This window comes from Kribbella caucasensis (assembly GCF_004361855.1).
Taxonomy (GTDB): domain Bacteria; phylum Actinomycetota; class Actinomycetes; order Propionibacteriales; family Kribbellaceae; genus Kribbella; species Kribbella caucasensis.
Map to the genome: position 1 here is coordinate 37,683 of NZ_SNWQ01000007.1, position 23,848 is coordinate 61,530.

Here is a 23,848-nt window from a genome sequence, read left to right on the forward strand (position 1 = left end):
CGATGAGTTTGGCCGCCGCTGTCGTTTCAGTTGACCGGGAGGATGCGGCACCAGCCGTCAGAGACGAGGGTGGGGTTCATGCCGACCGACAGATAGAGGCCAAGGGCTGGGGCTGAGTTGTCGGTGTCGACGTTGAGGATGGTGCCTGCCCGCCCATCAGCGGCGTCGCGGGCGAAGGCTTCGCGCAGCAGGAATTTCGCAAGACCACGCCCGCGGAACTCGTCGAGTACGGCGAGCATGCCGATCGAGCCGCAGTTCTCTGTCTCGACGAACTCGTTGTTGCAGATGCGAATCGCGACCGCGCGCCCGTCGATCTCGAGCAGGGTGATCTGGGACCAGTCGAAGCTGGCAGTGGCCTCGAGGTACTCGATCCACTCCTCGTGTGGGCGGGCGACGAAGCCGAGCTGGCCGCGGAAGCTGTCGATGATGATCTCGTGAGCAGTCCAGCGGGTGGCATCATCGAAGGCCCCGCGTCGGACTACGACGTCTGCCGGCTCCTCCGGGGTGGCGACCGGGCCGGTGTGATCGATCCGCATCCGCTGGTACGTCGTACTCGCGGTGAAATCATGATCGGCCAACAGTGCGCGTAATGATTCGTCGGCGCGGTACACGTCGGAGTCGACGGTGATCTCGGCATGGCCGCGCTCACGTCCCATCTCCCGGGCGCGTTGCAATGTCTGCTCGAACAGCCAGTCGGCCACCGTGGGCTTCTGCGACCACACCTGGATTCCGACGACCTGACGGTCGCCTCTGCCGAACGCTGTCCCGTATCCGACCGGCAGGCCGTCCCCGGCGAGCACGAGGAAACCGTCGGAGCGGCGGTCGAAGCCGGGCTCGACGATGCGGTCGGCAACGTCGTCCACCGTGCCGTCTGCGATCCCGATCAACGCCGTGTTGTAGGCCGCGAGCATATCGAACAGTGCCTCGGCGTCAGTTGGCTCAGGTGGACGGACGGTGTAGCCGTGCGGCAGTACAGCGGTGGTATTCACACCTCACAGTGGTCGCACCCTGCCGAATAGTCCAGTGCTTGACCCCAACGGCTGCGTGACCGTCGACGTGGGCCTGGTCGGCACCCTAGGCTGCACTCCATCGTCCGGAGGACGGCCGATGTCAACGGCGGGCTCCAGCCGCGGGCCTCGCAGGACCAAGCCTCATCGGCAGGCTGAAGTGGTTGCGGCTGGCAACGAACGACGCGAGTCCGGGCGCTTACCAGCGGACGAGCTTCCACACCTCCGGACGGGGTTCGTCACCGCTGCCGATGTCCGTGCCGTGCGGGGCGCCCACCTCGGCGAAGATCGCCACGGCCGACTTCAGGTGCCGCATCGTCTCGTCGGGGTGGCCCAGGGCGTGGTGCAGGTCGGCGAGGTTGTTGTGCAGCGCGGCCTCGCGGTGGCGGTCGCCCTCCTCGGTACAGAGGGCGAGAGCGGTGGTGGCGAGTTCGAGCGCGGGCTCCAGTTCCCCGTGGGCGCGATGGGCGAGGGCGAGGTTGTTCAGGGCCGCCACCCGGCCGGGCAGATCGCCGATCTGCTCAGCGAGGTCGCGGCCGGCCCGCAGATGCTGGAAGGCGTCGTCGATGCGGCCGTCGGCGGTCGCGAGCATCCCGAGCATGTTGTGTGCCTGGCCAAGGGCTCGCCTGTCGCCTGACTCGGTGGCGAACATGAGTGCCTGGCGGGCGAGTTCCGTTGCACCTGCCGCGTCACCGGCGTCGTGGCGGGTGAGGCTCAGGTCGGCAGTGACGCGGGCGTGCTCGGTGGGCTGGTCGGGAGGCAGGGTTTCCAGTGCGGCGCGGAAGTGTGCCTCCGCGAGTGCCCACTCCCCGCGCCGGTGACGCAGACGCCCCAGCCGGTGTTCGATCCCCGGCAGGTCGGCCGTGGGTGCGTCGGCGGCCGCGAGCTCGTAGCTGCTCACCGCGGCGGCGTAGTCCCCGGCAAGCGTCTCGAGGTCTCCGATCGAGGCGTGCAGGGTGGACGGCTTGTCGTGCCCGAGCGCCAGCGCCGCGTGCAGGTGTTCGAGGGCCTCAGCGTTGGCGTAAACCTTGCGGGCTTGCTCGGCGGCGGCAGCGTAGGCCTGGGCGGCTTCCTCGTCATGGCCGGCGAGTTGGAGGTGGTGGGCAACGACTGCTGCCGGGCCGTGGACGGCGCGGGCCGCCCGGGCGTGCAACAGTCGGCGCCGGGCGAGGCTGGTGTCGTCGGATACGAGCCTTCGCAGTTGGTCGTGGACGAAGTCGTAGTCGAGGGCCCCTTCGCGGATCAGCCCGCGGCGTACCAGTTCCTCCAGCGACGCGACGGTCTCCTCGTCAGTGCGCCCGCTGACCGCACGGACCGTGTCGACGTCGAACGATCGCCCGAGGACTGCCGCGGCGGCCAGTACTTGGCTGCCGGGGTCGCTCACCCTGTCGAGGCGTGCGCGCAGGAGGTCGTTGACGCCGGTCGGCACCGGCCAGTTCTCATCGGCACCTGTTGTGAGGGCGTTGAGGTATTCGACGACCAGCAGCGGCACGCCCTCCGTCTCGTCATACAACCTGCGCGACAGCTCGTGGTCCATCGAGGGTCGCGTGGTGGCGAGCAGCTCAGCTATCGCGTCCACGTCCAGCCGTCCGAGCCGGCGTACGGCGCCACCGCCTCGCGCGACCTCCGCGACAACACTGCCGACCGGGTGCTCGGCGGGGGTTCGCCAGGTGAGCGTGATCAGCAGAGTCCGGCCCGCGAGCCGGCGGAGGCCGTACCTGAGCAGTACCAAGGACGCCTCGTCCAGCCAGTGCGCGTTGTCGATGTGGATCACGCCGGGGACCGGCCCGGACACCGCCGCCGCGAGGGTGTCCCACACGGCGGCCAGGAACCTGGCTTCGGCGCCCGGGCCTTCGGCCCGGGGTTCGGAGCGGGCGTCCGCGATCTCTGGCAGGAGCCGGGACACCTCGGCGATCGTCTGCGCCGGTACGTCGTCGACCCAGCGGGCGTTCTCGCGCAGCCGGGCCCGCAGCGCATCGACCAGTGGCGCGTACGCCAGCGCTGCCTCGTCCTCGTACGCCCGGCCGGCCAGTACGGCGGCGCCGTTCTTGTGTAGGTCGAGGAGCAGCTCCTCGACCAGGCGGGTCTTGCCGATGCCGGCCTCGCCCTCGACCACGACCAGCCGGCCGTCGTGATCGATCGCGTCGTAGACCGCCCGGACGGCACGGATGTCGTCGTACCGTCCGACGAACGGTGTCTGGGGCGGCTCGGTCTCCTGCTCCGCAGTCTCCGCGGTCTCCGCGGTAGGCAGCGACCCGGCCGCGACCAGTGTGCCCGTGTTGACGGCCTCGTAGAGCTTGGTGGTCTCGGGGAGCGGCGAAACCCCCAGCTCGCGTGAGAGCGTGCGGACGCACTGGCGGTACTGGACCAGTGCCGCGGCCCGATCCCCGGTGAGCGCGTACAACCGGATGAGCGCGCTATGCGCCGGCTCGTGCAGGGGATCGAGCGACAGCCAGCGGCGTACGTGAACAAGCGCGGCCGGATGGTTGCCGGCCTCTTCCAAGCCGGCCGCCAGTCGTGCAAGGGCGCCCGTCAGCTCGCGGCGGAGCGTGTCGGCCTGGTTACGTGCCCAATCCTCGAAGTCGGGGGCGTCCCGCAGACCGAAGCCCTCCAGGAAATCGCCGCGGAACAGACCGACCGCCGTGTCCAGGTCGCCTTCGGTCACCAGGTCCCGGAAGCGGTCGACATCGACGTACAGGCCCGGGCTTTTGATCAGGCGGACGTGATCGCGGGTGGTCTCCAGGGACTCGGGCCCGATCGCGGCGCGCAGCGTGGACAGGGTCCGCCGTAGCGCACCGCGGGCGTGCTCGATGTCGTTGTCCGGCCACAGCAGATCAGCCAGGGCGTCCCGTGGGCGCGGCCGGTCGGCCAGCGCCAGATGGGCGAGCAGCGCCACCGCCTTCCGGGTGTCGAACCCGACAAGCGTTCCCGCCCGCTCGACCCGAGGCGGACCCAACAGGCTGACCTCGATCACCGCACCCCCACCCCGCGTGCCGGCTGCGCGGCGGACAGCGCACCGAAACCGTAACGATTCTTGCACGGTGGAGCGCGAACATGTCTCCACAGGTGGATCGTGCGTGAAGGGGGAGGGGAGTCCATGGGGGTTCGAGTGGGTGCTGCCCGCCTGGCCTGGCCTGTGTGGGGGCTGTGTGTCGCGCTCACCGCAGTTGCGCTCGTACTCTTCGTCATCAACGGGGATGCCAGGCCGGACGGGTCTTACGGCTCCTTGGATGCCGTCATCGACGTGGCGATCCTGGGCTTTCCGACGGTCGGCGTGGCGATAACGCTACGGCAACCGGGCAACGCGATCGGCTGGCTGTTCCTCGCCACCGGGCTGGGCAACAGCCTCGGGCAGGCCCTGCTCGAGTACGGCGCCTACGCCCTGCTCCGGGCGCCGGGTACGGTCCCTGGCGGCGCCTGGGCCGGCATCGTCGCCCAGGCGGTGATCTGGCCCGCTGTCGCGGCTACCTCGCTCCTGGTGTTCGTGCTCTTCCCGACCGGGCACGTGCCGTCGCGAAGGTGGCGGTGGCTCGTGTGGGCGGTGGCGATCGACGTAGCGGCCTACGTTGCCGGGACATTCCTCGCACCGGGGGAGCTGCACTACTTCCCGACGGTCTCGAACCCGTTCCCGGTATCCGTCCCCATCCTGTCGGTGGTCGGCGGTCTCGCCGCACCCGCCCTGGCCGTCGGGCTCGTCTTCGGGCTGGTGGCACTGGCGGTGCGCTTCCGGCGATCGCGCGGGGTGGAACGACAGCAGATCTCCTGGATGTTCTACCTCGGAGCCCTGCTGATCGGGTCATTTCCCGTCACGACGGCGCTGTCCTTCACCAACCTTCACGTCGGCGGCATCCCGGTATCCGAACTGGCTCTCGCGGGTTTGGTGCTGGCCATCCCCCTGGCCGTCGGTATTGCGATCCTTCGTTATCGCCTGTACGACGTGGACGTCGTCGTCAACCGGACACTGGTGTACGGCGCTCTGTCCGTGACACTGGGTGCGGCGTACATCGGCAGTGTCTTGTTGCTGCAGCTGGTGTTGAGTCCGGTGACGCGGGGATCGGGCCTGGCGGTGGCGGTGTCGACGCTCGTGGTGGCGGGGCTGTTCCGCCCGGCGCGGTCACGGATCCAGGCAATGGTCGACCGGCGATTCTTCCGGCGCCGGTACGACGCGACCAGGACCCTGGAGGCGTTCGGTGCACGGTTGCGAGAGCAGTTGGATCTCGATGCCCTCGGCACTGATCTGCAGGCCGTGGCGCGGGACACCATGCAGCCGGTCCACGTGTCGCTGTGGCTGCGGAGCGGCGACCGATGAGCGCCCGGGTCGCCAAGTGGCTCGCCTGGAGCCTGTTCGGGCTCTTCGTCGGGCTGGCCGCGGCAACGCCTGTGCTCGTGGCGGTTCGCCACGGCAACGCGTCCGACGCGCTGGTCGCGATCGGGATCGGCTTCGCACTCGTCGGTGCGCTGGTGGCGTCACGGCACCCCACGAACGCGGTGGGATGGCTGCTTCTCGTTGCCGCTGTCGCCCTGGGCCTGGACACGTTCATGACCGTCTACGTCAGCCGGGCGTCGTTGCCCGGCGCGGCGTTCGCGGGGTGGTTCAGCAGTTGGTTGCTCTTCGTATGGCTCTATCTCCCCGCGCTGTTCCTCACCCTGGTGTTCCCGGCGGGCCGGCTGCTGTCGCGCCGGTGGCGGACAGTCGTCTGGCTCGGGGTGGGCGCTGTCGCGGCCAACGTCGTCGGCACCGCCTTCGCCCCGGGCGTTCTCGATATCAGCGCCGACCGCCCGATCCGCAACCCGCTCGGCGTCGAAGGACCGGTCGGCCGTGCGCTTCCCTGGGTGTCCGGGGCGGGCGAGGTGCTCGCCGGCGCCGCACTCGTTCTCGGTGGGCTCTGTCTTGTCCTGCGACTGCGGCGATCGCGCGGGCGCGAGCGTCAGCAGGTCACTTGGTTCGCCTATGTCTGCATGCTGGCGCTCGTCCCGTTCGTCGTCCTCGTGTGGGTCAGCGTGCTCGCCGGCGATCAGGACGCTCCATGGCTGAACGCACTCGCCCTGATCGCCTGGTGGTCACTCGTCGTCCTGATCCTGGTCGGCCTGCCGTCGGCCATCGGCATCGCGATCCTGCGTCATCAGCTGTACGACATCGCCGTCGTCATCAACCGGACCCTCGTGTACGGCGCCCTGACCCTGACACTCGGTGCGTCGTACCTCGGGAGCGTGCTGCTCCTCCAAGTGGTGCTGAACCCGTTGACGCAGGGGTCGGGTCTGGCCGTGGCGGTGTCGACCCTGGCGGTGGCGGGCTTGTTCCGTCCGGCGCGGCGCCGGATCCAGCTGGTGGTGGATCGGCGGTTCTTCCGGCACAAGTACGACGCCGCGCGGACCCTGCAGGCCTTCGGATCCCGGCTGCGAGACCAGCTGGATGTCGATGCGCTGGGCAACGATCTGCAAGTCGTGGTGCGCGACACCATGCAACCGGCTCACGTGTCCCTCTGGCTGCGGAGGGCCGACCGATGAGCGCCCGTACCGCAGCGCTCCTGGCCTGGAGTCTCGGTGGCGTGGCCGTGGCGCTGACCGCGATCGCCATCGGTCTGACTGCCGCCGCCGGGACGATCGGGTTGGGCTGGGGAGACCTGACTGTTGTGATGGTGCTGGTGTTCTGCACCGTCGGGATCCTGATCGCGCGACGGCATCCGCGGAATCCGATCGGCTGGATCTTCTGCGCGTCCGCGGTGGTCAACGGCCTCGGATCCTTGGCCAGGAGCTACGCGGACTACCGGCAGGCCGGGGCAGGTTCGGCCGGCTCCTTGGCGGAGGCTGCGGCGTCGTACGCCACCGTCTCGTGGATTCCGGCAATCCTGGTGCCGGCGACGTACCTGCCCTTGCTGTTCCCGGACGGCCGGCTGCTCTCCGGACGATGGCGACCGGTGGCGTGGTGTGGCGTGCTTGGTATCGCCGGACTCTTCGTTGCCAGCGCCACGAGGCCGGGTGCGCTCGAGGATTTCCCCACCCTGACGAACCCGTACGCGGTCGACAGCGTGGTACGAACGATCAGCGAGGGTGTGACCGCGCTGACGGTACTGGGCGTCCTCGTCGCCTCGTCGCTGTCGCTGATCCTGCGGTTCCGCAGAGCCGGCTACGAGCAGCGCCAGCAGATCAAATGGCTGGTCTGGGCCGGCGCCCTGGCTGCCGCGACGATCGCGATCGGCACAGCCGGCTACGAGCTTCTCACTCCCGCAGTGGCCAACGCCGCGATCCTGCTCAGCGTTCTCGGTCTGCCCGTCGCGACAGGTATCGGCATCCTGCGCCATCGCCTGTACGACGTCGACGTGGTGATCAACCGCACGATCGTGTACGGCGCCCTGACCGTGACGCTGGCCGCCGGATATCTGGGCAGTGTGCTGCTGCTCCAACTGCTGTTGCGTCCGGTGACGCAGGGCTCGGGACCGGCCGTGGCGGTGTCGACTCTGGCGGTCGCGGCCCTGTTCCGCCCGGTGCGCTCGCGGATCCAGGCGGGGGTCGACCGACGCTTCTTCCGGCGCCGGTACGACGCGGCGCGGACCCTCGAGGCGTTCGGGGTACGGTTGCGTGAGCAACTGGATCTCGATGCACTGGGCAACGACCTGCAAGTCGTGGTGCGTGACACGATGCAGCCGACCCAGGTGACGCTGTGGCTGCGGAGTCGGCGATGAGACGCCGGCTGCCTTGGTTGGTGTGGGCCCCGACGATCCTGCTCGTACTGCTGGGCACCGTTGGGCTCACGGTCACGACCTGGAGCGGTCCGGCGGACCTGGCGTGGGCGATCGCCTTCGGACTCCTCGGCCTCGCCTCGGCCAGCACGGGGGCGGTTGTCGCGAGCCGTATTCCGCACAACGCCGTGGGCTGGATCCTGCTCGCACTCGGTGCCGGGGTCGGGTGGCTGTTCGCGCCGGAGGCCTATGCCGAGCTGAGCCGGGTCAGGGAGGCCGGTCCGCTGCCGGGCGCCCAGTGGGCAGCATGGGTCGGCAGTTGGGCCGGCGTTCCGGTGATCTTCGGGCTCACCACCTTCCTGTTCTTGCTCTTCCCCACCGGCCGGCTGCCGTCGCGACGATGGCGTTGGGCCGGTTGGTTCGTCGCTGTCTGCATCACCCTGGCGACGGTCGCCGTGGCACTCGCACCGGACGAGATCGACACCGGCTACGACAACCCGGTCACGCCTGCGGGCGAGGGAGCCGAGCTCGTCCGCTGGCTGTTGGACATCACCGACCTGCTCGCTCTTCCGGTGCTGGTGACCGCCGCGGCCGCCTTGGTCGTACGCCTGCGACGATCGCGAGGCGTCGAACGCCAACAGCTCAAATGGTTCACCTACGCCGCCTTGATCGCCGGCGTGGGGCTCGGCGGCGGCAGCGCAATCCCTGCCGGGTCGGCGGCGGACGCCGCCTTCCTTGCCGGGCTGCTGGCTGTGGCAGGGCTGCCGGTCGCCGCCGGGCTGGCGATCCTGCGATACCGCCTCTACGACATCGACGTGGTGATCAACAGAACGTTGGTGTACGGCGCCCTGACGGTGACGCTGGGTACGGCATACCTCGGGAGTGTCCTGCTGCTGCAATTGGTGTTGCGGCCGGTGACACAGGGCTCGGGTCTGGCTGTGGCGGTGTCGACGCTGGCAGTGGCGGGACTGTTCCGCCCCGTGCGGTCGCGGATCCAGGCGGGGGTCGACCGGCGCTTCTTCCGACGCCGGTACGACGCGGCGCGGACGCTGGCTGCGTTCGGCGTACGGCTGCGCCACGAGCTCGACTTGCAGGCGCTGGCCGCCGATCTGCGCAACGTCGTTCACGACACCATGCAGCCGACCCATGTGTCGCTGTGGCTGCGAACCGACGACCGTAACGATTCCCGGACGACGCATCAGTAGAAAGGGCTTGTGATGGTCGCATTGAGCAGCACTTTCCGCCGCCTCCGCAGGCGAACCGCCGCCGGGGCCGGTAACCCGATGCCCGAGCACCGCGCGCAACCGGCTCAGGGCGACGAGGCGTCGCCGGTCGACATCGCACCCAACGATCCGCTCCTGGCGTACCTGCAGAGCGCGAGCGGCGCGGTGGACGTGGAGGCGCTGGAGCTCGACTCGCCGGCCCTGGCAGAGCTCAAGGCCGCGGGCGTCAAGCTCGCCGTGCCGCTGGTGAGCCAGGGCGAGCTGATCGGCGTGCTGAACCTCGGGCCGCGCCGGTCCGAGCAGGAGTACTCCAGCGACGACCGCAAACTGCTCGACAACCTCGCCGCGCAGGCTGCGCCGGCCCTGCGGGTCGGCCAGTTGGTCCGCCAGCAACAGGCCGAGGCCCGCACCCGCCAGCGCTTCGAACAAGAGCTCGAGGTCGCCCGGCTGATCCAGCAGAACTTCCTGCCCAAACAACTTCCTGAGCTGTCCGGCTGGCAGGTCGCGGCCTGCTACCAGCCTGCGCGCGAGGTGGGCGGCGACTTCTATGACGTGATCGCTCTGGCCGGCGGCCAGGTCGGCTTCGTCATCGGCGATGTCACCGACAAGGGCGTACCGGCAGCGCTGGTGATGGCCGCCACCCGCAGCGTGCTGCGTGCCTCCGCCCAGCGACTGGTCGACCCCGGCGAGGTGCTCGAGCGGGTGAACGAGCACCTCTGCCCGGACATGCCCGCAAAGATGTTCGTCACCTGCCTGTACGGCGTTCTCGACCCGGCCACCGGCCACTTCCGGTTCGCCAATGCCGGGCACGACCTGCCGTACGTCAAGACAGCCCTGGGCTCGGTCGAGCTGCGCGCCCGCGGCATGCCGCTGGGTCTGATGACCGGGATGAAGTACGAGGAGCGAGAGACGATGCTTGCGCCCGGCGACTCGTTGCTGCTGCACTCCGACGGCATCGTCGAGGCGCACGATCCACAGGGACAGATGTTCGGCTTCCCGCGCCTCAAGGAGGCGGTGGCGCGGTACCCGGGCGGTGGCGAGCTCATCGACCTCGTGCTTGCGGACCTGCATGTCCATACCGGACCTGATGCCGAGCAGGAGGACGACATCACCATGGTCGTGCTGCAACGGGAGCCGGCTCACGGCGACAGCCCCAACGGCAAGGTCATCGGGAAGCTGCTCGCCGAGTTCGAGGTGCCGAGTGTCCAGGGCAACGAGCGGATGGCTCTCGAACGAGTCGCCGCCACGGTGGCTCCGCTCGGCCTCGCACCCGCCCGGCTCCGCCGCCTGGAGACCGCGGTCGCCGAGGCCACGATGAACGCGATGGAGCACGGCAACTCCTACCGCGCCGACCGCCCGGTCACGGTCCGTGTGTACGCCGAGCCCGGCAGGATCCGCGTCGAGGTCGCCGACCTCGGTGGTGCCCGGTCGGCCCCCGACCAGGTCGAGGTGCCGGACCTGGAGGCGAAGCTCGCAGGCCTCCAACGGCCGCGCGGCTGGGGACTGTTCCTGATCAAGAACATGGTCGACGAGGCGCGCGAGTCCGGCGACGGGGAACGCCACACCGTCGAGCTCGTCATGCACCTCGAACCGAAGCTGAAGGAAGGAGACGACGATGACGACACGTGAAGCGCTCGCCCACGTACGCCGGCGGGACGGCGTAGCGGTCATCGAACTGGTCGGTGATCTCAACGCCGCTGCCGAGTCCGCACTGGACGAAGCCTGGACCGCCGCGACGTCCGTGCGGCCCGATGCCGTGGTGCTCAGCTTCGAGAACAGCGGCTACATCAACTCGACCGGCATCGCCCTCGTGGTCGGCCTGCTCGCCAGCGCGCGGCTACACCGCATCCCGATCCGGGCGTACGGCCTCACCGACCACTACCGCGAGATCTTCGAGATCACCCGGCTGGCCGACTTCATGGCGATCGACACCGACGAGGACAGCGCAGTACAGGGCGCGGGAGGGGACAGAGATGGCTGAGGCAACAGCGACGTTCGACGTACGCCGGAAAGGGACGGCCGGCGTGGTCGACATCCAAGGCGACGTCACGGCAGGCTCGGAGGAGGTGCTCATGAACGCCTACGAGAGCACCGGCGATGTCACGGCGGTGATCCTCAACTTCGCGGGACTGTCGTACATGAACAGCGGCGGCATCGGCCTGCTGGTCACCCTGCTGGTGCGCGCCAGGCGGCGTTCGCAACGGCTGCTGGCGTTCGGCCTGTCCGAGCACTACCGCCAGATCTTCGAGCTGACCCGCCTCGACGAGGCGATCGGCATCCACGACACCGAGCAGGATGCGCTGGCCGCGGCCGGCGCGGCATGAAGGAGCGCACGCCATGACCAAGGGCAGCGATGACAAGCCCGCCGGCAGCAACGACGACGACAAGCCCGCGGCAGCGGCCAACCGTGACGCGGCCAACTGGGCCAAGACGGTCTCGCGGCTGAAGGTCTCGCAGGTGCCCGAAGGCGCCATGAACCTCAACGTGGACGGCCGGCAGCTCACCAGCCCGATCCAGGGCTTCGGGAAGATGTGGCAGAAGACCTACGAGGTGCGGCTGCCGGGTGAGCGGGTCGCACCGACCGAGCTGATCGCCACCTGGCGTCAGCACTTCGGGGAGTTCTGGCCACCGGGCAACTACTTCTACGCACCGCTCACCGGCATCGAGCCCGGTGACGTCGCTCTCCTCAACATGCGGATGCCCGGCGGCAGCAAGCTGTCGACCGGCGTGATGGTGCTGTACGCCGACGAGGAGTCGTTCACGCTGATGACGCCGCAGGGGCACATGTTCGCCGGCTGGATCACGTTCAGCGCAGCGCAGCACGACGGCGCGACCGTCGTACAGACGCAGGTGCTGATGCGCGCCTCCGACCCGATCTTCGAACTGGCCATGATGATGGGCGGCCACGGCCAGGAGGACCGATTCTGGGGCCGGACACTCGGCAACCTGGCGGCGCACTTCGGCCATCCGGGGGCAGCTGTCGACACCAAGGTCGTCTGCGTGGACAAGAGGCGCCAATGGTCGAGGTGGCGCAACGTCTGGCACTCCTCGGCGATCCGCTCCACGATCTACCTGCTGGACGCCCCCGTCCGCGGCGCCCGGGACCTCGCACACCGGCAACGGGCCGGCAAGGGAAGGCCGTCATCGGTGGACCGATGAGTTTTGGCCGGCGCTGTCGTTTCACCATTCGACAGCGTCGGTCAGACTGTGACCGACCCGAACCGCGGGAGGCCGCAAATGGACTGGAAGCTCGAACTCGTCATCGTCCCGGTGTCGGATGTGGACCGGGCCAAGAAGTTCTACACCGAGCAGCTCGGCTTTCGTGAGGACGTCGACCATCGCGCCGGCGACTCGTTCCGGGTGGTGCAGCTGACCCCACCGGGCTCGGCCTGCTCGATCACGATCGGCACCGGCCTGACCAAGGCGGCGCCCGGGACGTACCAGGGCACCCATCTGGTGGTGAACGACATCGAGGCCGCCCGGGCGGAACTGGTCGAGCGCGGGGTCGAGGTGAGCGAGCCGTTCCACTTCACCGCCGAAGGGCAGCAGAACGGGCTGGACCCGAACCGGGCCGACTACGGGACGTTCTTGTCCTTCGAGGACCCGGACGGCAACGGCTGGACGGTTCAGGAGGTCCATAAGACCAACCCCGACCGGCTGTGAGAACGCTCGAGGAGGCGGCGTTCGCGGGTGACGAGGCCGCGTTCGCCGATCTGGCCGGCCGGCATCGGCGGGAGCTCCACGTGCACTGTTACCGGATGCTGGCGTCCTTCGACGATGCGGAGGACGCCGTACAGGAGACGCTGTTGAAGGCCTGGCGCGGCCGGGACTCTTACGACGGCCGGACCTACTTCCGCGCTTGGCTCTACCGGATCGCCACCAACGTCTGCCTGGACGTGTCCCGGCGGCACGCCAGACGGCAGGCCGCGTCGCCGGGGGAGATGGTGTGGCTGCAGCCGTACCCGGACCAGTTGCTGGACGAGATCGCACCGCCGACCGATCAGCCGGACGCGGTGGCGGTTGATCGGGAGACGATCGAACTCGCCTTCCTGGTCGCGCTGCAGTCGTTGCCGCCTCGGCAGCGGGCCGCGCTGATCGCCCGGGACGTGCTCGGCTGGCCGGCCGGTGACACGGCCGCGCTGCTGGAAACCAGCGTGGCGGCGGCGAACAGTGCCTTGCAACGAGCCCGTACGACGATGCAGCAGCAACTGCCGGCTCGTCGTACGGACTGGAGTGCGCCGCGGCCGAGTGCCGAGGAGCGGGAACTCCTGGATCGGTTCATCGAGGCGCACGAGCGGTGCGACGCGGCGGCGGCGATCGCGATCGCGGCCGAGGACATCCGGGTCTCCATGCCGCCGGACCAGCTGACCTTCGAAGGGCTCGACGCGGTCCGTCCGTTGATGGAGCGGGCGTTCGGGCCGGACCGGGACGGCGACTGGCGGTTGGTGGCGACCTCGGCCAACCGGCTGCCGGCCGCGGCCAGCTACCTGCGCCGGCCGGGGGACACGGTGTTCCGGGCGTTCAAACTCGACGTACTCCGGATCGCCGACGGCGAGGTCGCCGAGATCACGACGTTCGGCTACTCGCGCTTCCCAGCCTTCGGCCTACCGCAGACCCTCTGAGCAACTGCGGCTGTGAGCAACCTCCGCGGCAACTTTGAGCAAACTGGCAGGCCCGCACTTCTCGTGCGGGCCCGCTTACGAAGGCGGCTGTCAGCGCTTGGTACGGGCCGCCAGGCCTTCCGCGGTGCCTACCGGCATGACGGAGGCGATGACGGCGACGACGACGCTGAGGACGTTCAGCATGGTCTAGCGAGGAACCCCGGGTGTTCACGCGCTGGGGAAGTCGCGTCTGTGGTCTGCTTTGACCCGGAGCCTATGAGGGTGTTTCTGCTGCTCGATGTACTCGTTGATGATCGACAGGGGGGCGCCGCCGCAGGAGGGTGACCAGAAGTGTTCGCCCGACAGGTACTTGTGGATGTGGTCGGGGTAGTCCAAGCGGAGCCGTCGGGCGGACACGCCCTTGAGTGAACCGACCAGCTTGGACAGGCCGACTTTCGGCGGGCAGTGGCCGAGGAGGTGGACGTGATCCCGTCCGCCGTTGAACTCGAGCCGCTCTGTGTCGGGGTCCGCGCACACGTTCCGCATGACCTCCTCGCACCGGGTCAGGATCTCGTCGGTGAACGGTCCGTGCCGGTGCTTGGGTGTGAAGACCAAATGCGCGTGGAGGATGGAGGCGATCGTTCGTCGCCTGCGAATGCCGGTGTTTGGTCCCATCGAGGTAACAGAGAGTGATGTTACGATCGCGTCGTGAAGCTCGTCGTGCAGGTCAAACTGATCCCGGATGCCGGGCAGGCGCCGGTACTCGGCGCGACCCTGCGCACGGTCAACGAGCGGGCGAACTGGGTGTCGGGCGTGGCGTTCGAGCGGGGTGTTCCGCGGGAGTATGAGCTGCGCAAGCACACCTATGCCGAGCTGAAGGTGGCCGGGCTGGGAGCCCAGGCCGCGCAGCAGACGATCAAGAAGGTCCGCGACGCCTACACCACGCTGACGGCGAACATCCGCGCTGGGAACCTCGGCAAGCCGGGATCGAAGCGCCGGACCAGGGCCGAATCCAGGCCCATCGTCTTCCGGCCAGATGCCGCACACCCCTACGACGACCGGTGTCTGTCCTGGCAGTACGACGCGCAGACCGTCAGCATCTGGACGGTGGCCGGGCGGCTCAAGAACCTGCGGTTCGCCTGCTCCGCCGACCAGCTCAAGACGCTGCGCGAGTACCGGCAAGGCGAGTCCGATCTGCTCGAGCGCGATGGCGTGTTCTTCCTGATCGCCGTGTGCGAGGTCCCCGAGGCCGAGCAGTACACCCCGGATGGGTTTGTCGGTGTGGACCTCGGCATCGTCAACATCGCCACCACGTCCACCGGCTACCGGGCCGCCGGTCGCAGCCTGAACCGGCACCGCACGCGGCAGCTCGACCTGCGCAAGAAGCTCCAGGCCAAGCACACCAAGTCCGCGAAGCGACGGCTGAAGAACCGCCGCCGCAAGGAACGGCGGCACGCCGCGAACGTCAACCACATCATCGCCAAACAGATCGTGACCGAGGCTGAACGCACCTCGTCCGGTATCGCCCTGGAAGACCTGGGCGGCATCCGGCAGAGGGTACGGCTCCGCAAGCCCCAACGGGTCACACTCCACTCCTGGGCCTTCCACCAGCTCGGCGCCTTCATCGAGTACAAGGCCCGACGGGCCGGTGTCCCACTGGAGTACGTCGACCCGGCCTACACCAGCCAGGAATGCGCCGAGTGCCATCACATCGACAAGAACAACCGGGCCACCCAGGCCCTCTTCGTCTGCCGGGCGTGCGGGGTCGTTGCCCACGCCGACCGGAACGCCTCCCGCAACATCGCCGCCCGCGGCGAGACCGCGTGGATAGCGGGGCGTGAGTCACGCGTCCCCGCCACCCCATAGGGGTGTCCGGACGGAGGAGGCCACACCACACCCAGTGGTGCCCTACCTCCAAGCCCAGCCCTCACGGCCGGGTCAAGATGACTTCGAAGATGCTGCCGGTGCCGAGGGGGTTGGCGATCATGCCGCCGATCACGGAGCCGGCGAGGCCGAGCAGCAGCGTGGCGAAGAGGCCCGCTCACCAGACGGCCGACACTCACCCTGCTCGCACCCGGAGGCGACCCCCAGAAGACCCGCGCCTCGTTCCTGACCGGTCGGGTCCGGCCCTCTGACCAGGACCACTCGGCTGGTGTCGTCCGGTCATGCCAAGATGTGCAGGATGACCGACTGGGCCGGCACCCGTGGAGTGGCGGCTCGACCACCGAGTCGCCCGGAGGAGCGAAGATGTCCAGTGTGGGGATCGATCCGAAGGTAGCGCCTAGTGGGCCTGGGTGCGGGGACTGCGACAACGAACAGCCGCCCGGATGGTGGGTGCACCTGCGTCGCTGCGCCGAGTGTGGGCACGTCGGCTGCTGCGACACCTCGCCCGCGCAGCACGCGACGGCACATGCGAAGTCGACCGGTCATCGCTACATCCGGAGCTTCGAGCCCGGTGAGGACTGGTTCTACGACTACGAGACCGGCGAGATCCTGGACGGTCCGGAGCTGGCGCCGCCCCTCGCCCGCCCGGAGGACCAGCCGTCACCGGGACCCGCGGGGCGCGTCCCCGAGGACTGGAAGCAGCACATCAACCGCTGAGTCAGTCGTCTTCCAGTACCGAGCGGGCGATCCGGAAGGCCGTGTTCGCGTCCGGTACGCCGCAGTAGACCGCGGTCTGCAGGAGTACCTCGGTGATCTCCTCGATGGTGACGCCGTTGGTCAGTGCGGCGCGCAGGTGCATCGCGAGTTCCTCATGGTGGCCTCGGGCAACCAACGCGGTCAGGGTCACGATCGAGCGGGTCCGTCGGTCGAGCCCTGGCCGCGTCCAGATCCCACCCCAGGCGTACTCGGTGATGAAGTCCTGGAAGTCGCGGGTCAGGTCGGTCCGCTCGGCGAGCGCCCGGTCGACATGGGCGTCGCCGAGCACCTCGCGGCGTACCCGCAGGCCGTCTTCGTAACTCATAGCACCCTCTCGTCGGGCCAGCCGGTGTAGCCCTCGGCCAGGTAGGCGGATCCGGCCGCGGACGACACCAGCCAGCTGAGTTCGCCCAGTTGCCTGCGCTCGTCGAAGTCGCTGCCGTTGGCCTCACGGTGGAGCATCGTGGTCATCCAGTAGGAGAAGTGCTGAGCCTTCCACACCCGGTCCAGCGCGCGTGGGGTGTAGGCGTCGAGTACGTCGAGGTCCTGGCGCCCCAATGCATCCACGACGATGTCGGCGAGCACACGGGCGTCGGCCAGCGCGAGGTTGAGGCCCTTCGCCCCGGTCGGTGGGACGGTGTGGGCGGCATCTCCCGCCAGCAGGAGGCGACCGTGCCGCATCGGGCTCTGTACGAAGCTGCGGAACGGCAGGACGGTTCGCTCGATCACCGGTCCCTCCTTGAGCTGGAACCCGTCCTCGCCACTGAGCCGCGAGTGCAGTTGGTCCCAGATCCGGTCGTCGGACCAGTCCTCCGGCTGCTCGTTCGGGTCGCACTGGAAGTACATCCGCTGCACGTCCTCGGTGCGCTGGCTGATCAACGCGAACCCTTGTGGTGAACGGGTGTAGATCAGCTCGGGCGCACTCGGCGGAGCTTCGACGAGTACGCCGAACCAGGCGTACGGATACTCCCGGAAGTACTGATTGCGATCGGCAACGAGTTCGCGGCAGATACTGCGGGAGCCGTCGCACCCGATCACCAGGTCCGCCTGGATCTCGTACGTCGCGCCGTCGGCCACGTACCGGACGTTCGGCCGATCGAGAACACCGTCGATCCGCGTGCCGGCGATCCCATACCGCAGGTCGGCGCCGGCACGGGATCGAGTCCGGTACAAGTCGGCGAAGACCGCGGTCTGCGGGTAGAGCCAGACCGATGCGCCGACCAGTTTCTGGAAGTCGATGCGATGACTCACACCGCCGAAGCGCAGTGCGATGCCTTCGTGTTCGTGGCCGTCCTTCAGTACCCGGTCGGACGCCCCCGAGTCGTTGAGCAGCCGGACGCTGCCCGCCTCGAGGATGCCGGCCCGATGGGTGGTCTCGATCTGCTCCACCGTGCGGTGGTCGACCACGACGGACTCGACGCCCGCAAGGTGCAGGAGATGGGACAGCATCAGCCCGGCGGGACCGCCGCCGACGATTGCGACCTGGGTCCGGGTCGTCCTGTGGTCGGTCACAGCGCGGCCTTTGCGCTCAGGAGGGTGGTCAGGAGCTCGGCCGTCGCTGCCGGGTCCTCGGCGGGTGGCAGATGCGCACAGCTCTGCAGGACGTGGGCAGTCCCGGTGGCAGTCCTGGCGAGCTCGGGGGTGACCACCTGGTCGTGTCCACCCGCCATGACGGCGACGGGGACCCGGCCACGAACAAGCTGGTCCCGGAGGTCGAAGTACGCGAGTGCCTCGCAGACCCAGGCGTAGGAGAACTTGTCGGTGTCGGAGAGGGAACGCAACAAGGTGTCTACCGTTCTAGGGGCTCGGTCGGTGAAGCCGGGAGCGAACCATCGCAGTACGGAGCCGGCCACCAGCACCGGAGTGCCGGCCCGCCGGACCAGTTCGGCCCGCTCGAGCCAATCGGATGTTTGGCCGATCTTCGGCGCGGAGGCAATCGCGACCGTGGCGGCGAACGGCCCGGGATCGAGCGTGAGCTGGAAGCCGACCGCACCCCCGACCGAGACCCCCGCGTACGCCGTGGGCCGGTCGCGGGCCAGGTCGGCAGAAAAGCCGCGGACAGCATCGGCGAGATCATCAATGGTGAAAGGGCTGAGCGCAGGCCCGCTTCGACCGTGACCGGGCAGATCCCAGCCGACGACCTCCCACTCCGGCGCCAGCAGTCGGGCGCATTCGCCCCAGAGAGCTTCGACCGACGTTCCCAGTGACGGGCCGACGACGAGCAGACGCCGGCTGTTGTCGCCGCCGGCGAGCCGGGTGAAGGTGAGCTCAAGCATCGCGAGACCCCCGCCAGCGAACCAGCACAGCGTCGACGAACGCGTCGGAAGCCCCGAGGTACGACGCCGGCCCACCGCCAACCTCCCCACGCTCGGCCAGCAGATGAGTTGCCGCTGACTCTGCATGTCGGGTCATCGTGTCGGGGTCGACCTCAAGCCCGGCCACGAGCTCGGCGGTCTGGGAGGCTGCGGTTGCCGTCAGGAGCAGCAGCTGCCGACAGGACGCCCACTCGGCATGCCACGCGCCGTCGGGACGCTGGTCGACCGCCTGCGCGGCGCACAAGTGCAGTTGCGCACCGAGACCCGGTGCCTGGAGAGCAGCACTGCGGATCAGGACGGCGAGCACCGGATTCTGCTTGTGCGGCATCGTCGAGGATCCGCCACGACCCTCGACTGCGCGTTCCCGGACCTCGGCGATCTCGGGACGTCCGAGCATCAGGATGTCCGCGGCGATCACACCGAGCGCGTCCACGGTCTGGGTGAGCGCATCGCCGAGCCGCGTGACCGGCGTACGGCGGGTGTGCCACGGAAGGCCGGGCCATCTCAGGTCGAGCTGCCGGGCGAAGTCTTCAGCGAGCGCCACCGGATCAGCCACCAACTCACCGGCGAGGGACAGCGTTCCGGCAGCGCCACCGCACTGGATCGGGAGAGCAGACCGCACAGTGGCGACGGCGTCACGAGCATCGAGTATGCCGGCGAGCCACTGGGCCGCCGTGAGTCCGAAGGTGACGGGTACGGCGTACCGGGTGAGCGTCCGTCCGGGCATGACCGAGCCACGATGATCGTCGGCCAGGCGGGCCAGGTCGGCGGCCGCCGCGGTGAGTGAGCCGGTGACGTGGTCCAGCACGTTCCTTGCCATCAGCATCAATGCGGTGTCGAGGACATCCTGGCTGGTGAGGCCGCGGTGCAGCTGTGCGCTCACTTCGGGAAGCGCCGCACGGAGGGCGTCGACGAGAGGTTTGACCGGGTTTCCGGACGACTCGACCGCAGCAGGATCTATAACGGGGCTTGGCAGTTGCTGCTCGGCCGCGGCCACCTGCTCGGGCTTGAGCAAGCCCGCTCCGGACAGAGCCCGCAACCACGCGAGCTCCACCCGCACCATCGCGGTCAGCAGCGCCGCGTCGTCGGCGAGGTGAGCGACGCGATGCCGGCCGGGTTCGAGCAGCGACACCGATTCACCCCACATGCCGTGGATATGCCAGGAAGACGGATTCCTGGTCGCCCTGCAGGTGAAGGTCGAAGCGCAGACTGCCGTCGTCGTCGCGAACCGCGATCATCCGGCGCCGCAACTCGGCGTCGAGCGTGGCCAGCAGCGGATCCGCGGCCAGAACCTCGGGGTCCGCGGGGAGGTAGATCCTCGTGAAGAGCCGGTCGAGCAGGCCACGGGCGAAGACGGTGACGGCGAAGAACGGTGCGGCCCCCGGATGGGTCGGACCGGGCTCGACGGTGCTGAACCAATAGTGACCTTCCGAGTCCGTGCCGCTGCGCCCCCAACCGGTGAACGACGATCCATCGCGGCGCAAGGATCCTTCGACTCTTGGAACAACTCCTGATGCATCACACTGCCGGATCTCGAGCATCGCGTCCGGGACCACGTTGCCTCCGCCGTCGTACACATGACCGTGCAGGCGGACCGAGCCCGGGCTGTCCAGCGGCACCAGCACCCGGTCGTCGGGCATGGGCATCGCATAGTGGAAGAACGGGCCGATCGTCTGCCCAGGCGTGACACCGAGCTCACTCATCGCCGGGCTCCAGATACGTCGCGTGGGTGCCGGTCAGCACGATGTCCCATCGATAGCCGAGGAGCCACTCGTGCTCCGAAAGCTCATGCTCGCACGTCGCCACCAAGCGGTCGCGTGCCCGTTGATCGGTGATCGACTGGAGGATCGGGTCCAGCGCGAACAGCTGATCGCCGGGAAAGTACATCTGGGTGATCAACCGTTGGGTGAACTCCGTGCCGAACAAGGAGAAGTGGATGTGCGCAGGCCGCCAGGCGTTGCGGTGATTGCGCCAGGGGTAGGGACCGGGCTTGATCGAGGTGAACGAGTACCAGCCGTCGTCATCGGTGAGGCAGCGGCCGACACCGGTGAAGTTCGGGTCGATCGGCGCCGGATGCTGGTCGCGTTGGTGGATGTACCGGCCGGACGCGTTGGCCTGCCAGATCTCCACGAGTTGCCCGCGGACCGGCCGGCCGTCTCCGTCGAGGACCCGGCCGGTCACCTTGATCCGCTCGCCGATCGGTTCGCCGCCCGGCTGGACGGTCAGATCGGATTCGAGCTCGCCGATGTCGGTCTGGCCGAAGACGGGCGCGACCAGTTCGGCGCCCTCGGGGTCGGCGTACCGGAGGGTCTTGGTCGGGTGCCGCAGGAGTGAGCTGCGGTACGGCGGCCAGTCCAGTCGCGGTTGCGCGTCGCCGGGGCGTGTCTCGGCCTGGAGCTGCTTGATCTCCGCGGTGAGGTCCGCCTGACTCTCCAGGTCGGCAGGTACCGGGGTCCGAAGGCTCGTCACGACTTCGACACTAAGTTCACGGGCTGGTCGAGGCGATGGCAGACTTTCACTGAGCGAAAGGACAGCGCATGGCTGGGAACTCCTCGGCACCGGGGGCCACGGTCACATCCCGGGTCCTTGCCCTGCTCTACGCGTTCGACGAGCACCACCGCCGGCTGACCCTCACCGAACTCGCCGGTCGCGCCGGTCTCGCACTGCCGACGGCACACCGGCTGGTGGGTGAACTGGTCGCCGGGGGAGCGCTGGTACGGCGGCCGTCCGGCGAGTACGTCGTCGGCCGCCGACTGTGGGACCTCGGCATGGTCGCGCCGGTGCAGAGTGGACTCCGCGAGACCGCTTCCCCGTTCCTGAACGACATCCACGCCGCCACCCGGGCGACCGTTCACCTCGCCGTCCGCGACGGTATGCAGGCCCTCTACCTCGACCGGCTGTCGGGCCGTGCGTCCGTCCCGGTCGTCAGCACCATCGGCTCACGACTGCCCCTTCATGCGACCGGCGTGGGGAAGGTCTTGCTGGCACACGCTCCCGATGAGGTCCGAGCCGCCGTTCTCGCCCACCTGCCTCGGATCACGACGTACACGATCACCGAACCGAGGCGGCTGGATCAGCAGTTGGAAAAGGTCCGGCGCGAGGGCTATGCGACCACGGTCGAGGAGATGAGCCTGGGAGCCTGCTCGATCGCTGTTCCCATCCGGGCTGCGGCCGGTGACGAGTCCGTGGTCGCTTCGGTCGGCGTCGTCGTACCGAACCTGCGCCGGGACCGGGCCCGGCTGCTGGCCGCGCTGCAGGTCGCGGCGCAGGGAATCGGCCGCAGCCTGACAGCGCCGCGCTAGGACTCCAGTTCGTCGATCAGTGCGAGGCCGCGCTTAGCCCAGGACACCTCGTTCGACGCCTGGTCGATCAGCCCGTCGTACGCGAACACCTTGTAGCGCACGATCCGCGCATGCTCCTCCGCCGGGAACTTGTCGAGCCGGTACCTCAACGTCGGATGAGTCTCGTCGAGGAGCGACTGCCGGGTCCGCTTCAGCAGGGCGAGATGGTTGGACCAGTACTCGAGGTGCTGGCCGAGCTGGGCCCGGGCGGCGTCGGGGTCGGCCCATTTCTTTTTTCCGTGGTACTCCTTCTTCGTCCGTTGAGTGAACCTCAGCGATTCTCACACCAAGATTCTTCCTGCTTCATCGACCGCTGCCGACTCCGGAGAGTCAGGTCTTACGTGGTCTCCACAGGCGTTTCGGTTCTCCGGGCAACTTCCCGGCGAGGTCGTACTTGTTCGGTCTGCGAGCATAGCGGCGAGCAGGTTGCCTGCCGCGTTCTGGTCTCGGTCGTGCAGGACGCCGCAGCCGGGACACACCCAGGTGCGGTCGGCGAGGACCAGGGCGCGGTTGATGCGTCCGCAGTCCCCGCAGGTCTTGGACGACGGGAACCACCGGTCCGCTTTCCATACGGTCGAGCCGTACCAGTCGGCCTTGTAGTCCAACTGGCGAACGAACTCGCCGAACCCGGCATCACTGATGGCGCGGGCGAGCCGGCGGTTCTTCACCATGCCCCTGATGTGCAGGGTCTCCACCGCGATAGCCGACTTGGTTCTCGTCAGCCTCGTGGTGGTCTTGTGCAGGAAATCCCGCCGGCGGTCGGCCACCCTCAAATGGAGTCGGCCGACACGCTGACGGGCTTTGGCCCGGTTCTTGGAGTCGTTCGCGCTGCGGGCGAGCTTGCGGTTGGCGCGTTTCAACGCGCGCTGTGCGGCCTTGAGTGGTTTGGGTGCGTGGACCTCCTCGGTGGTGCCGTCACTGTTCTTGATGACGGCGAACGTCTTCAGGCCCAGGTCGATCCCGCACGCGGGAGCCTCGGCGTCGGCCTGACGGTGCTTGTTGAGGTCGTCGCGGTCCACCTCGATCTGGAACGAGATCCACCAGCGCCCGGCCTGCTCCCGGACAGTCGCCCCGAGGATCCGCGCCTGACCTGTGGCGATGCGGCCGGTGAGCCAGGACATGTCTTCACGGGTTGCGACATCGCCGATGGCGGGCAGGCGCACGGTGCGGGCATCCAGCGGCTTGGCCCGGTCGGCGTCGTAGCGGAACCGGGAGCCGTGCTTGCGTTTGCGCCACGTGGGGAAGCCCATCCTCGCGCCCCGGCGTACGCCCTTCTTCGACATGAGATAGTTGGAGAACCCGGCGGCACGAACCCGGCACGCCTCCTTCGGTACACGAGACGAAAGCTTGTTCTCGGCGAACCACGGGAACCGCTTGGGGTGGGCGGCGCGCCACTCCTTCTCCAGCGCAGGCGCCGACCACGGAACCTCGGTCAGGTCGTCGCCCGTGATGCCGTAGGACTCCTCCGCTTTGCGCTGCGACCACTTCTTGACGACGGTCTCCAGGCAGAAGTTCTCCACCACCCGCGACAGGCCACAGTGCCGGCCCATGAGTACGGACTGATCGGCGTCGGGAGCGAGTTCAACTCGGAAGCCTTGCTTATGACTCACCCGCCCTCACCGGCCGCAGCGGCGAGGGCCTTCATCGCCCGGTTCCGGGCGGCGCGCTTGCCGTACAGGCGGACGCAGAACGAGGTGAGCGCGTCGGTCATGTCACGCACCAGGTCGTCTTCGACTTCGCCTTCGTCCACGACACGCACGGTACGGCCCTGCGCCGACAAAGCGGCCTCGATGTAGTCCACCCCGAACCGGGTCGGCCGATCACGGTGCTCAACCACGATCACGGACCCGTCCGGATCCGAGAGAAGCCGCTTGAGCTTCGGCCGGGCACCGTGGACTGCCGAGCCCACTTCGCACACCACGCGGGTGACCGGCAGACCGCTGGATGTCGCCCGATCGATCAACCGGGCAACCTGCCGGTCAAGATTCGGCTGCTGGTCGGCGGAGGATACCCGCGCGTACAAGGCGGCAACCGCACCGGC

Annotated in this window: 24 protein-coding genes and 1 pseudogene; 13 read left to right on the forward strand and 12 right to left on the reverse strand. The window is 68.6% G+C overall.

What is annotated here, in order from left to right:
- Positions 1–26: 26 nt before the first annotated feature.
- Together EV643_RS15845 and EV643_RS15850 are read right to left on the reverse strand one after the other, a co-directional pair.
- Positions 27–989 (reverse strand): GNAT family N-acetyltransferase, encoded by a 963-nt coding sequence (locus EV643_RS15845; protein ID WP_133800841.1) that lies wholly within the window; start codon positions 987–989, stop codon positions 27–29.
- A 217-nt stretch (positions 990–1,206) separates the two neighbouring features.
- Positions 1,207–3,981 carry an ATP-binding protein gene (locus EV643_RS15850; RefSeq protein ID WP_133800842.1) on the reverse strand — a complete coding sequence of 925 codons (2,775 nt, stop codon included), beginning with the start codon at positions 3,979–3,981 and terminating at the stop codon, positions 1,207–1,209.
- A 123-nt stretch (positions 3,982–4,104) separates the two neighbouring features.
- Between EV643_RS15850 and EV643_RS15855 the strand changes: the two genes are divergently transcribed.
- The 10 genes from EV643_RS15855 to EV643_RS15900 all read left to right on the forward strand — a co-directional run bounded on the left by EV643_RS15855 (position 4,105) and on the right by EV643_RS15900 (position 13,532).
- Complete coding sequence (locus EV643_RS15855; protein ID WP_133800843.1) at positions 4,105–5,316, forward strand: hypothetical protein; 1,212 nt, start codon at positions 4,105–4,107, stop codon at positions 5,314–5,316.
- Complete coding sequence (locus EV643_RS15860) at positions 5,313–6,515, forward strand: hypothetical protein (RefSeq protein ID WP_133800844.1); 1,203 nt, start codon at positions 5,313–5,315, stop codon at positions 6,513–6,515. Before EV643_RS15855 ends, EV643_RS15860 begins: the two co-directional genes overlap by 4 nt.
- A complete protein-coding gene (locus tag EV643_RS15865) occupies positions 6,512–7,690 on the forward strand; it encodes a hypothetical protein (RefSeq protein ID WP_133800845.1) in 1,179 nt (392 codons plus the stop codon). Before EV643_RS15860 ends, EV643_RS15865 begins: the two co-directional genes overlap by 4 nt.
- Entirely contained in the window at positions 7,687–8,892 is a 1,206-nt protein-coding gene (locus tag EV643_RS15870) for a hypothetical protein (RefSeq protein WP_133800846.1), read from the forward strand. Before EV643_RS15865 ends, EV643_RS15870 begins: the two co-directional genes overlap by 4 nt.
- Before the next feature lie 21 nt (positions 8,893–8,913).
- Positions 8,914–10,539 carry an ATP-binding SpoIIE family protein phosphatase gene (locus EV643_RS15875; RefSeq protein ID WP_166665455.1) on the forward strand — a complete coding sequence of 542 codons (1,626 nt, stop codon included), beginning with the start codon at positions 8,914–8,916 and terminating at the stop codon, positions 10,537–10,539.
- The gene (locus EV643_RS15880; protein ID WP_133800848.1) at positions 10,526–10,891 is read left to right on the forward strand and encodes an STAS domain-containing protein; all 366 of its coding nucleotides are present in this window, start codon (positions 10,526–10,528) and stop codon (positions 10,889–10,891) included. Before EV643_RS15875 ends, EV643_RS15880 begins: the two co-directional genes overlap by 14 nt.
- Positions 10,884–11,234: an STAS domain-containing protein gene (locus EV643_RS15885; protein WP_133800849.1), complete on the forward strand. Its 351-nt coding sequence runs from the start codon at positions 10,884–10,886 to the stop codon at positions 11,232–11,234. Before EV643_RS15880 ends, EV643_RS15885 begins: the two co-directional genes overlap by 8 nt.
- 13 nt (positions 11,235–11,247) lie before the next feature.
- Positions 11,248–12,069, forward strand: a complete 822-nt coding sequence (locus tag EV643_RS15890) for a hypothetical protein (RefSeq protein ID WP_133800850.1) — start codon at positions 11,248–11,250, stop codon at positions 12,067–12,069.
- Positions 12,070–12,147: 78 nt separating this feature from the next.
- Entirely contained in the window at positions 12,148–12,573 is a 426-nt protein-coding gene (locus tag EV643_RS15895; protein ID WP_133800851.1) for a VOC family protein, read from the forward strand.
- On the forward strand, positions 12,570–13,532 hold the full coding sequence (locus tag EV643_RS15900; RefSeq protein WP_133800852.1) for an RNA polymerase subunit sigma-70: 963 nt from the start codon (positions 12,570–12,572) through the stop codon (positions 13,530–13,532). Before EV643_RS15895 ends, EV643_RS15900 begins: the two co-directional genes overlap by 4 nt.
- A 207-nt stretch (positions 13,533–13,739) precedes the next feature.
- Here the strand turns inward: EV643_RS15900 and tnpA are convergent, their stop codons facing one another.
- Positions 13,740–14,186 (reverse strand): IS200/IS605 family transposase, encoded by a 447-nt coding sequence (gene tnpA / locus EV643_RS15905; protein WP_133800853.1) that lies wholly within the window; start codon positions 14,184–14,186, stop codon positions 13,740–13,742.
- A 33-nt stretch (positions 14,187–14,219) separates the two neighbouring features.
- On the opposite strand from tnpA, the gene EV643_RS15910 reads away from it, so the two are divergent.
- Positions 14,220–15,377 (forward strand): RNA-guided endonuclease InsQ/TnpB family protein, encoded by a 1,158-nt coding sequence (locus EV643_RS15910; protein ID WP_133800854.1) that lies wholly within the window; start codon positions 14,220–14,222, stop codon positions 15,375–15,377.
- 381 nt (positions 15,378–15,758) lie between these two features.
- Positions 15,759–16,112: a UBP-type zinc finger domain-containing protein gene (locus EV643_RS15915; protein WP_133800855.1), complete on the forward strand. Its 354-nt coding sequence runs from the start codon at positions 15,759–15,761 to the stop codon at positions 16,110–16,112.
- Position 16,113: 1 nt separating this feature from the next.
- Here EV643_RS15915 and pcaC read toward each other — a convergent pair whose 3' ends face one another.
- The 6 genes from pcaC to pcaH are packed head-to-tail and all read right to left on the reverse strand — an operon-like array spanning position 16,114 to position 20,935.
- Positions 16,114–16,476 carry a 4-carboxymuconolactone decarboxylase gene (pcaC, locus tag EV643_RS15920; protein WP_133800856.1) on the reverse strand — a complete coding sequence of 121 codons (363 nt, stop codon included), beginning with the start codon at positions 16,474–16,476 and terminating at the stop codon, positions 16,114–16,116.
- A complete protein-coding gene (locus EV643_RS15925) occupies positions 16,473–17,663 on the reverse strand; it encodes a 4-hydroxybenzoate 3-monooxygenase (protein ID WP_133800857.1) in 1,191 nt (396 codons plus the stop codon). Before EV643_RS15925 ends, pcaC begins: the two co-directional genes overlap by 4 nt.
- Positions 17,660–18,427: an alpha/beta fold hydrolase gene (locus EV643_RS15930; protein ID WP_133800858.1), complete on the reverse strand. Its 768-nt coding sequence runs from the start codon at positions 18,425–18,427 to the stop codon at positions 17,660–17,662. The genes EV643_RS15925 and EV643_RS15930 overlap by 4 nt, the downstream gene beginning before the upstream one ends.
- Positions 18,420–19,598 (reverse strand): lyase family protein, encoded by a 1,179-nt coding sequence (locus EV643_RS15935; protein ID WP_238165611.1) that lies wholly within the window; start codon positions 19,596–19,598, stop codon positions 18,420–18,422. Before EV643_RS15935 ends, EV643_RS15930 begins: the two co-directional genes overlap by 8 nt.
- Before the next feature lie 4 nt (positions 19,599–19,602).
- The gene (gene pcaG / locus EV643_RS15940) at positions 19,603–20,169 is read right to left on the reverse strand and encodes a protocatechuate 3,4-dioxygenase subunit alpha (RefSeq protein ID WP_133800860.1); all 567 of its coding nucleotides are present in this window, start codon (positions 20,167–20,169) and stop codon (positions 19,603–19,605) included.
- Positions 20,162–20,935, reverse strand: a complete 774-nt coding sequence (pcaH, locus tag EV643_RS15945) for a protocatechuate 3,4-dioxygenase subunit beta (protein WP_133800861.1) — start codon at positions 20,933–20,935, stop codon at positions 20,162–20,164. Before pcaH ends, pcaG begins: the two co-directional genes overlap by 8 nt.
- Positions 20,936–21,003: 68 nt before the next feature.
- On the opposite strand from pcaH, the gene EV643_RS15950 reads away from it, so the two are divergent.
- Entirely contained in the window at positions 21,004–21,768 is a 765-nt protein-coding gene (locus tag EV643_RS15950; protein WP_133800862.1) for an IclR family transcriptional regulator, read from the forward strand.
- On the opposite strand, the gene EV643_RS44145 is transcribed toward EV643_RS15950, so the two are convergent.
- The 3 genes and pseudogenes from EV643_RS44145 to EV643_RS15960 form a co-directional block, all read right to left on the reverse strand.
- Complete coding sequence (locus tag EV643_RS44145) at positions 21,765–21,917, reverse strand: hypothetical protein (protein ID WP_166665456.1); 153 nt, start codon at positions 21,915–21,917, stop codon at positions 21,765–21,767. The genes EV643_RS15950 and EV643_RS44145 overlap by 4 nt on opposite strands.
- Positions 21,918–22,088: 171 nt before the next feature.
- A complete protein-coding gene (locus tag EV643_RS15955) occupies positions 22,089–23,417 on the reverse strand; it encodes an RNA-guided endonuclease InsQ/TnpB family protein (RefSeq protein WP_202869573.1) in 1,329 nt (442 codons plus the stop codon).
- Positions 23,414–23,836, reverse strand: a pseudogene (locus tag EV643_RS15960) (IS607 family transposase); the annotation flags it as partial. The gene EV643_RS15955 and the pseudogene EV643_RS15960, both read right to left, overlap by 4 nt.
- Positions 23,837–23,848 lie beyond the last annotated feature (12 nt).

Bases quoted from the DNA above. Each gene is read 5' to 3' on its own strand.
- EV643_RS15855 (WP_133800843.1), top strand. From the start codon at position 4,105: ATGGGGGTTCGAGTGGGTGCTGCCCGCCTGGCCTGGCCTGTGTGGGGG.
- EV643_RS15860 (WP_133800844.1), top strand. From the start codon at position 5,313: ATGAGCGCCCGGGTCGCCAAGTGGCTCGCCTGGAGCCTGTTCGGGCTC.
- EV643_RS15865 (WP_133800845.1), top strand. From the start codon at position 6,512: ATGAGCGCCCGTACCGCAGCGCTCCTGGCCTGGAGTCTCGGTGGCGTG.
- EV643_RS15870 (WP_133800846.1), top strand. From the start codon at position 7,687: ATGAGACGCCGGCTGCCTTGGTTGGTGTGGGCCCCGACGATCCTGCTC.
- EV643_RS15880 (WP_133800848.1), top strand. From the start codon at position 10,526: ATGACGACACGTGAAGCGCTCGCCCACGTACGCCGGCGGGACGGCGTA.
- EV643_RS15885 (WP_133800849.1), top strand. From the start codon at position 10,884: ATGGCTGAGGCAACAGCGACGTTCGACGTACGCCGGAAAGGGACGGCC.
- EV643_RS15890 (WP_133800850.1), top strand. From the start codon at position 11,248: ATGACCAAGGGCAGCGATGACAAGCCCGCCGGCAGCAACGACGACGAC.
- EV643_RS15895 (WP_133800851.1), top strand. From the start codon at position 12,148: ATGGACTGGAAGCTCGAACTCGTCATCGTCCCGGTGTCGGATGTGGAC.
- tnpA (WP_133800853.1), bottom strand. From the start codon at position 14,186: ATGGGACCAAACACCGGCATTCGCAGGCGACGAACGATCGCCTCCATC.
- EV643_RS15915 (WP_133800855.1), top strand. From the start codon at position 15,759: ATGTCCAGTGTGGGGATCGATCCGAAGGTAGCGCCTAGTGGGCCTGGG.
- pcaC (WP_133800856.1), bottom strand. From the start codon at position 16,476: ATGAGTTACGAAGACGGCCTGCGGGTACGCCGCGAGGTGCTCGGCGAC.
- EV643_RS15930 (WP_133800858.1), bottom strand. From the start codon at position 18,427: ATGCTTGAGCTCACCTTCACCCGGCTCGCCGGCGGCGACAACAGCCGG.
- pcaG (WP_133800860.1), bottom strand. From the start codon at position 20,169: ATGAGTGAGCTCGGTGTCACGCCTGGGCAGACGATCGGCCCGTTCTTC.
- EV643_RS15950 (WP_133800862.1), top strand. From the start codon at position 21,004: ATGGCTGGGAACTCCTCGGCACCGGGGGCCACGGTCACATCCCGGGTC.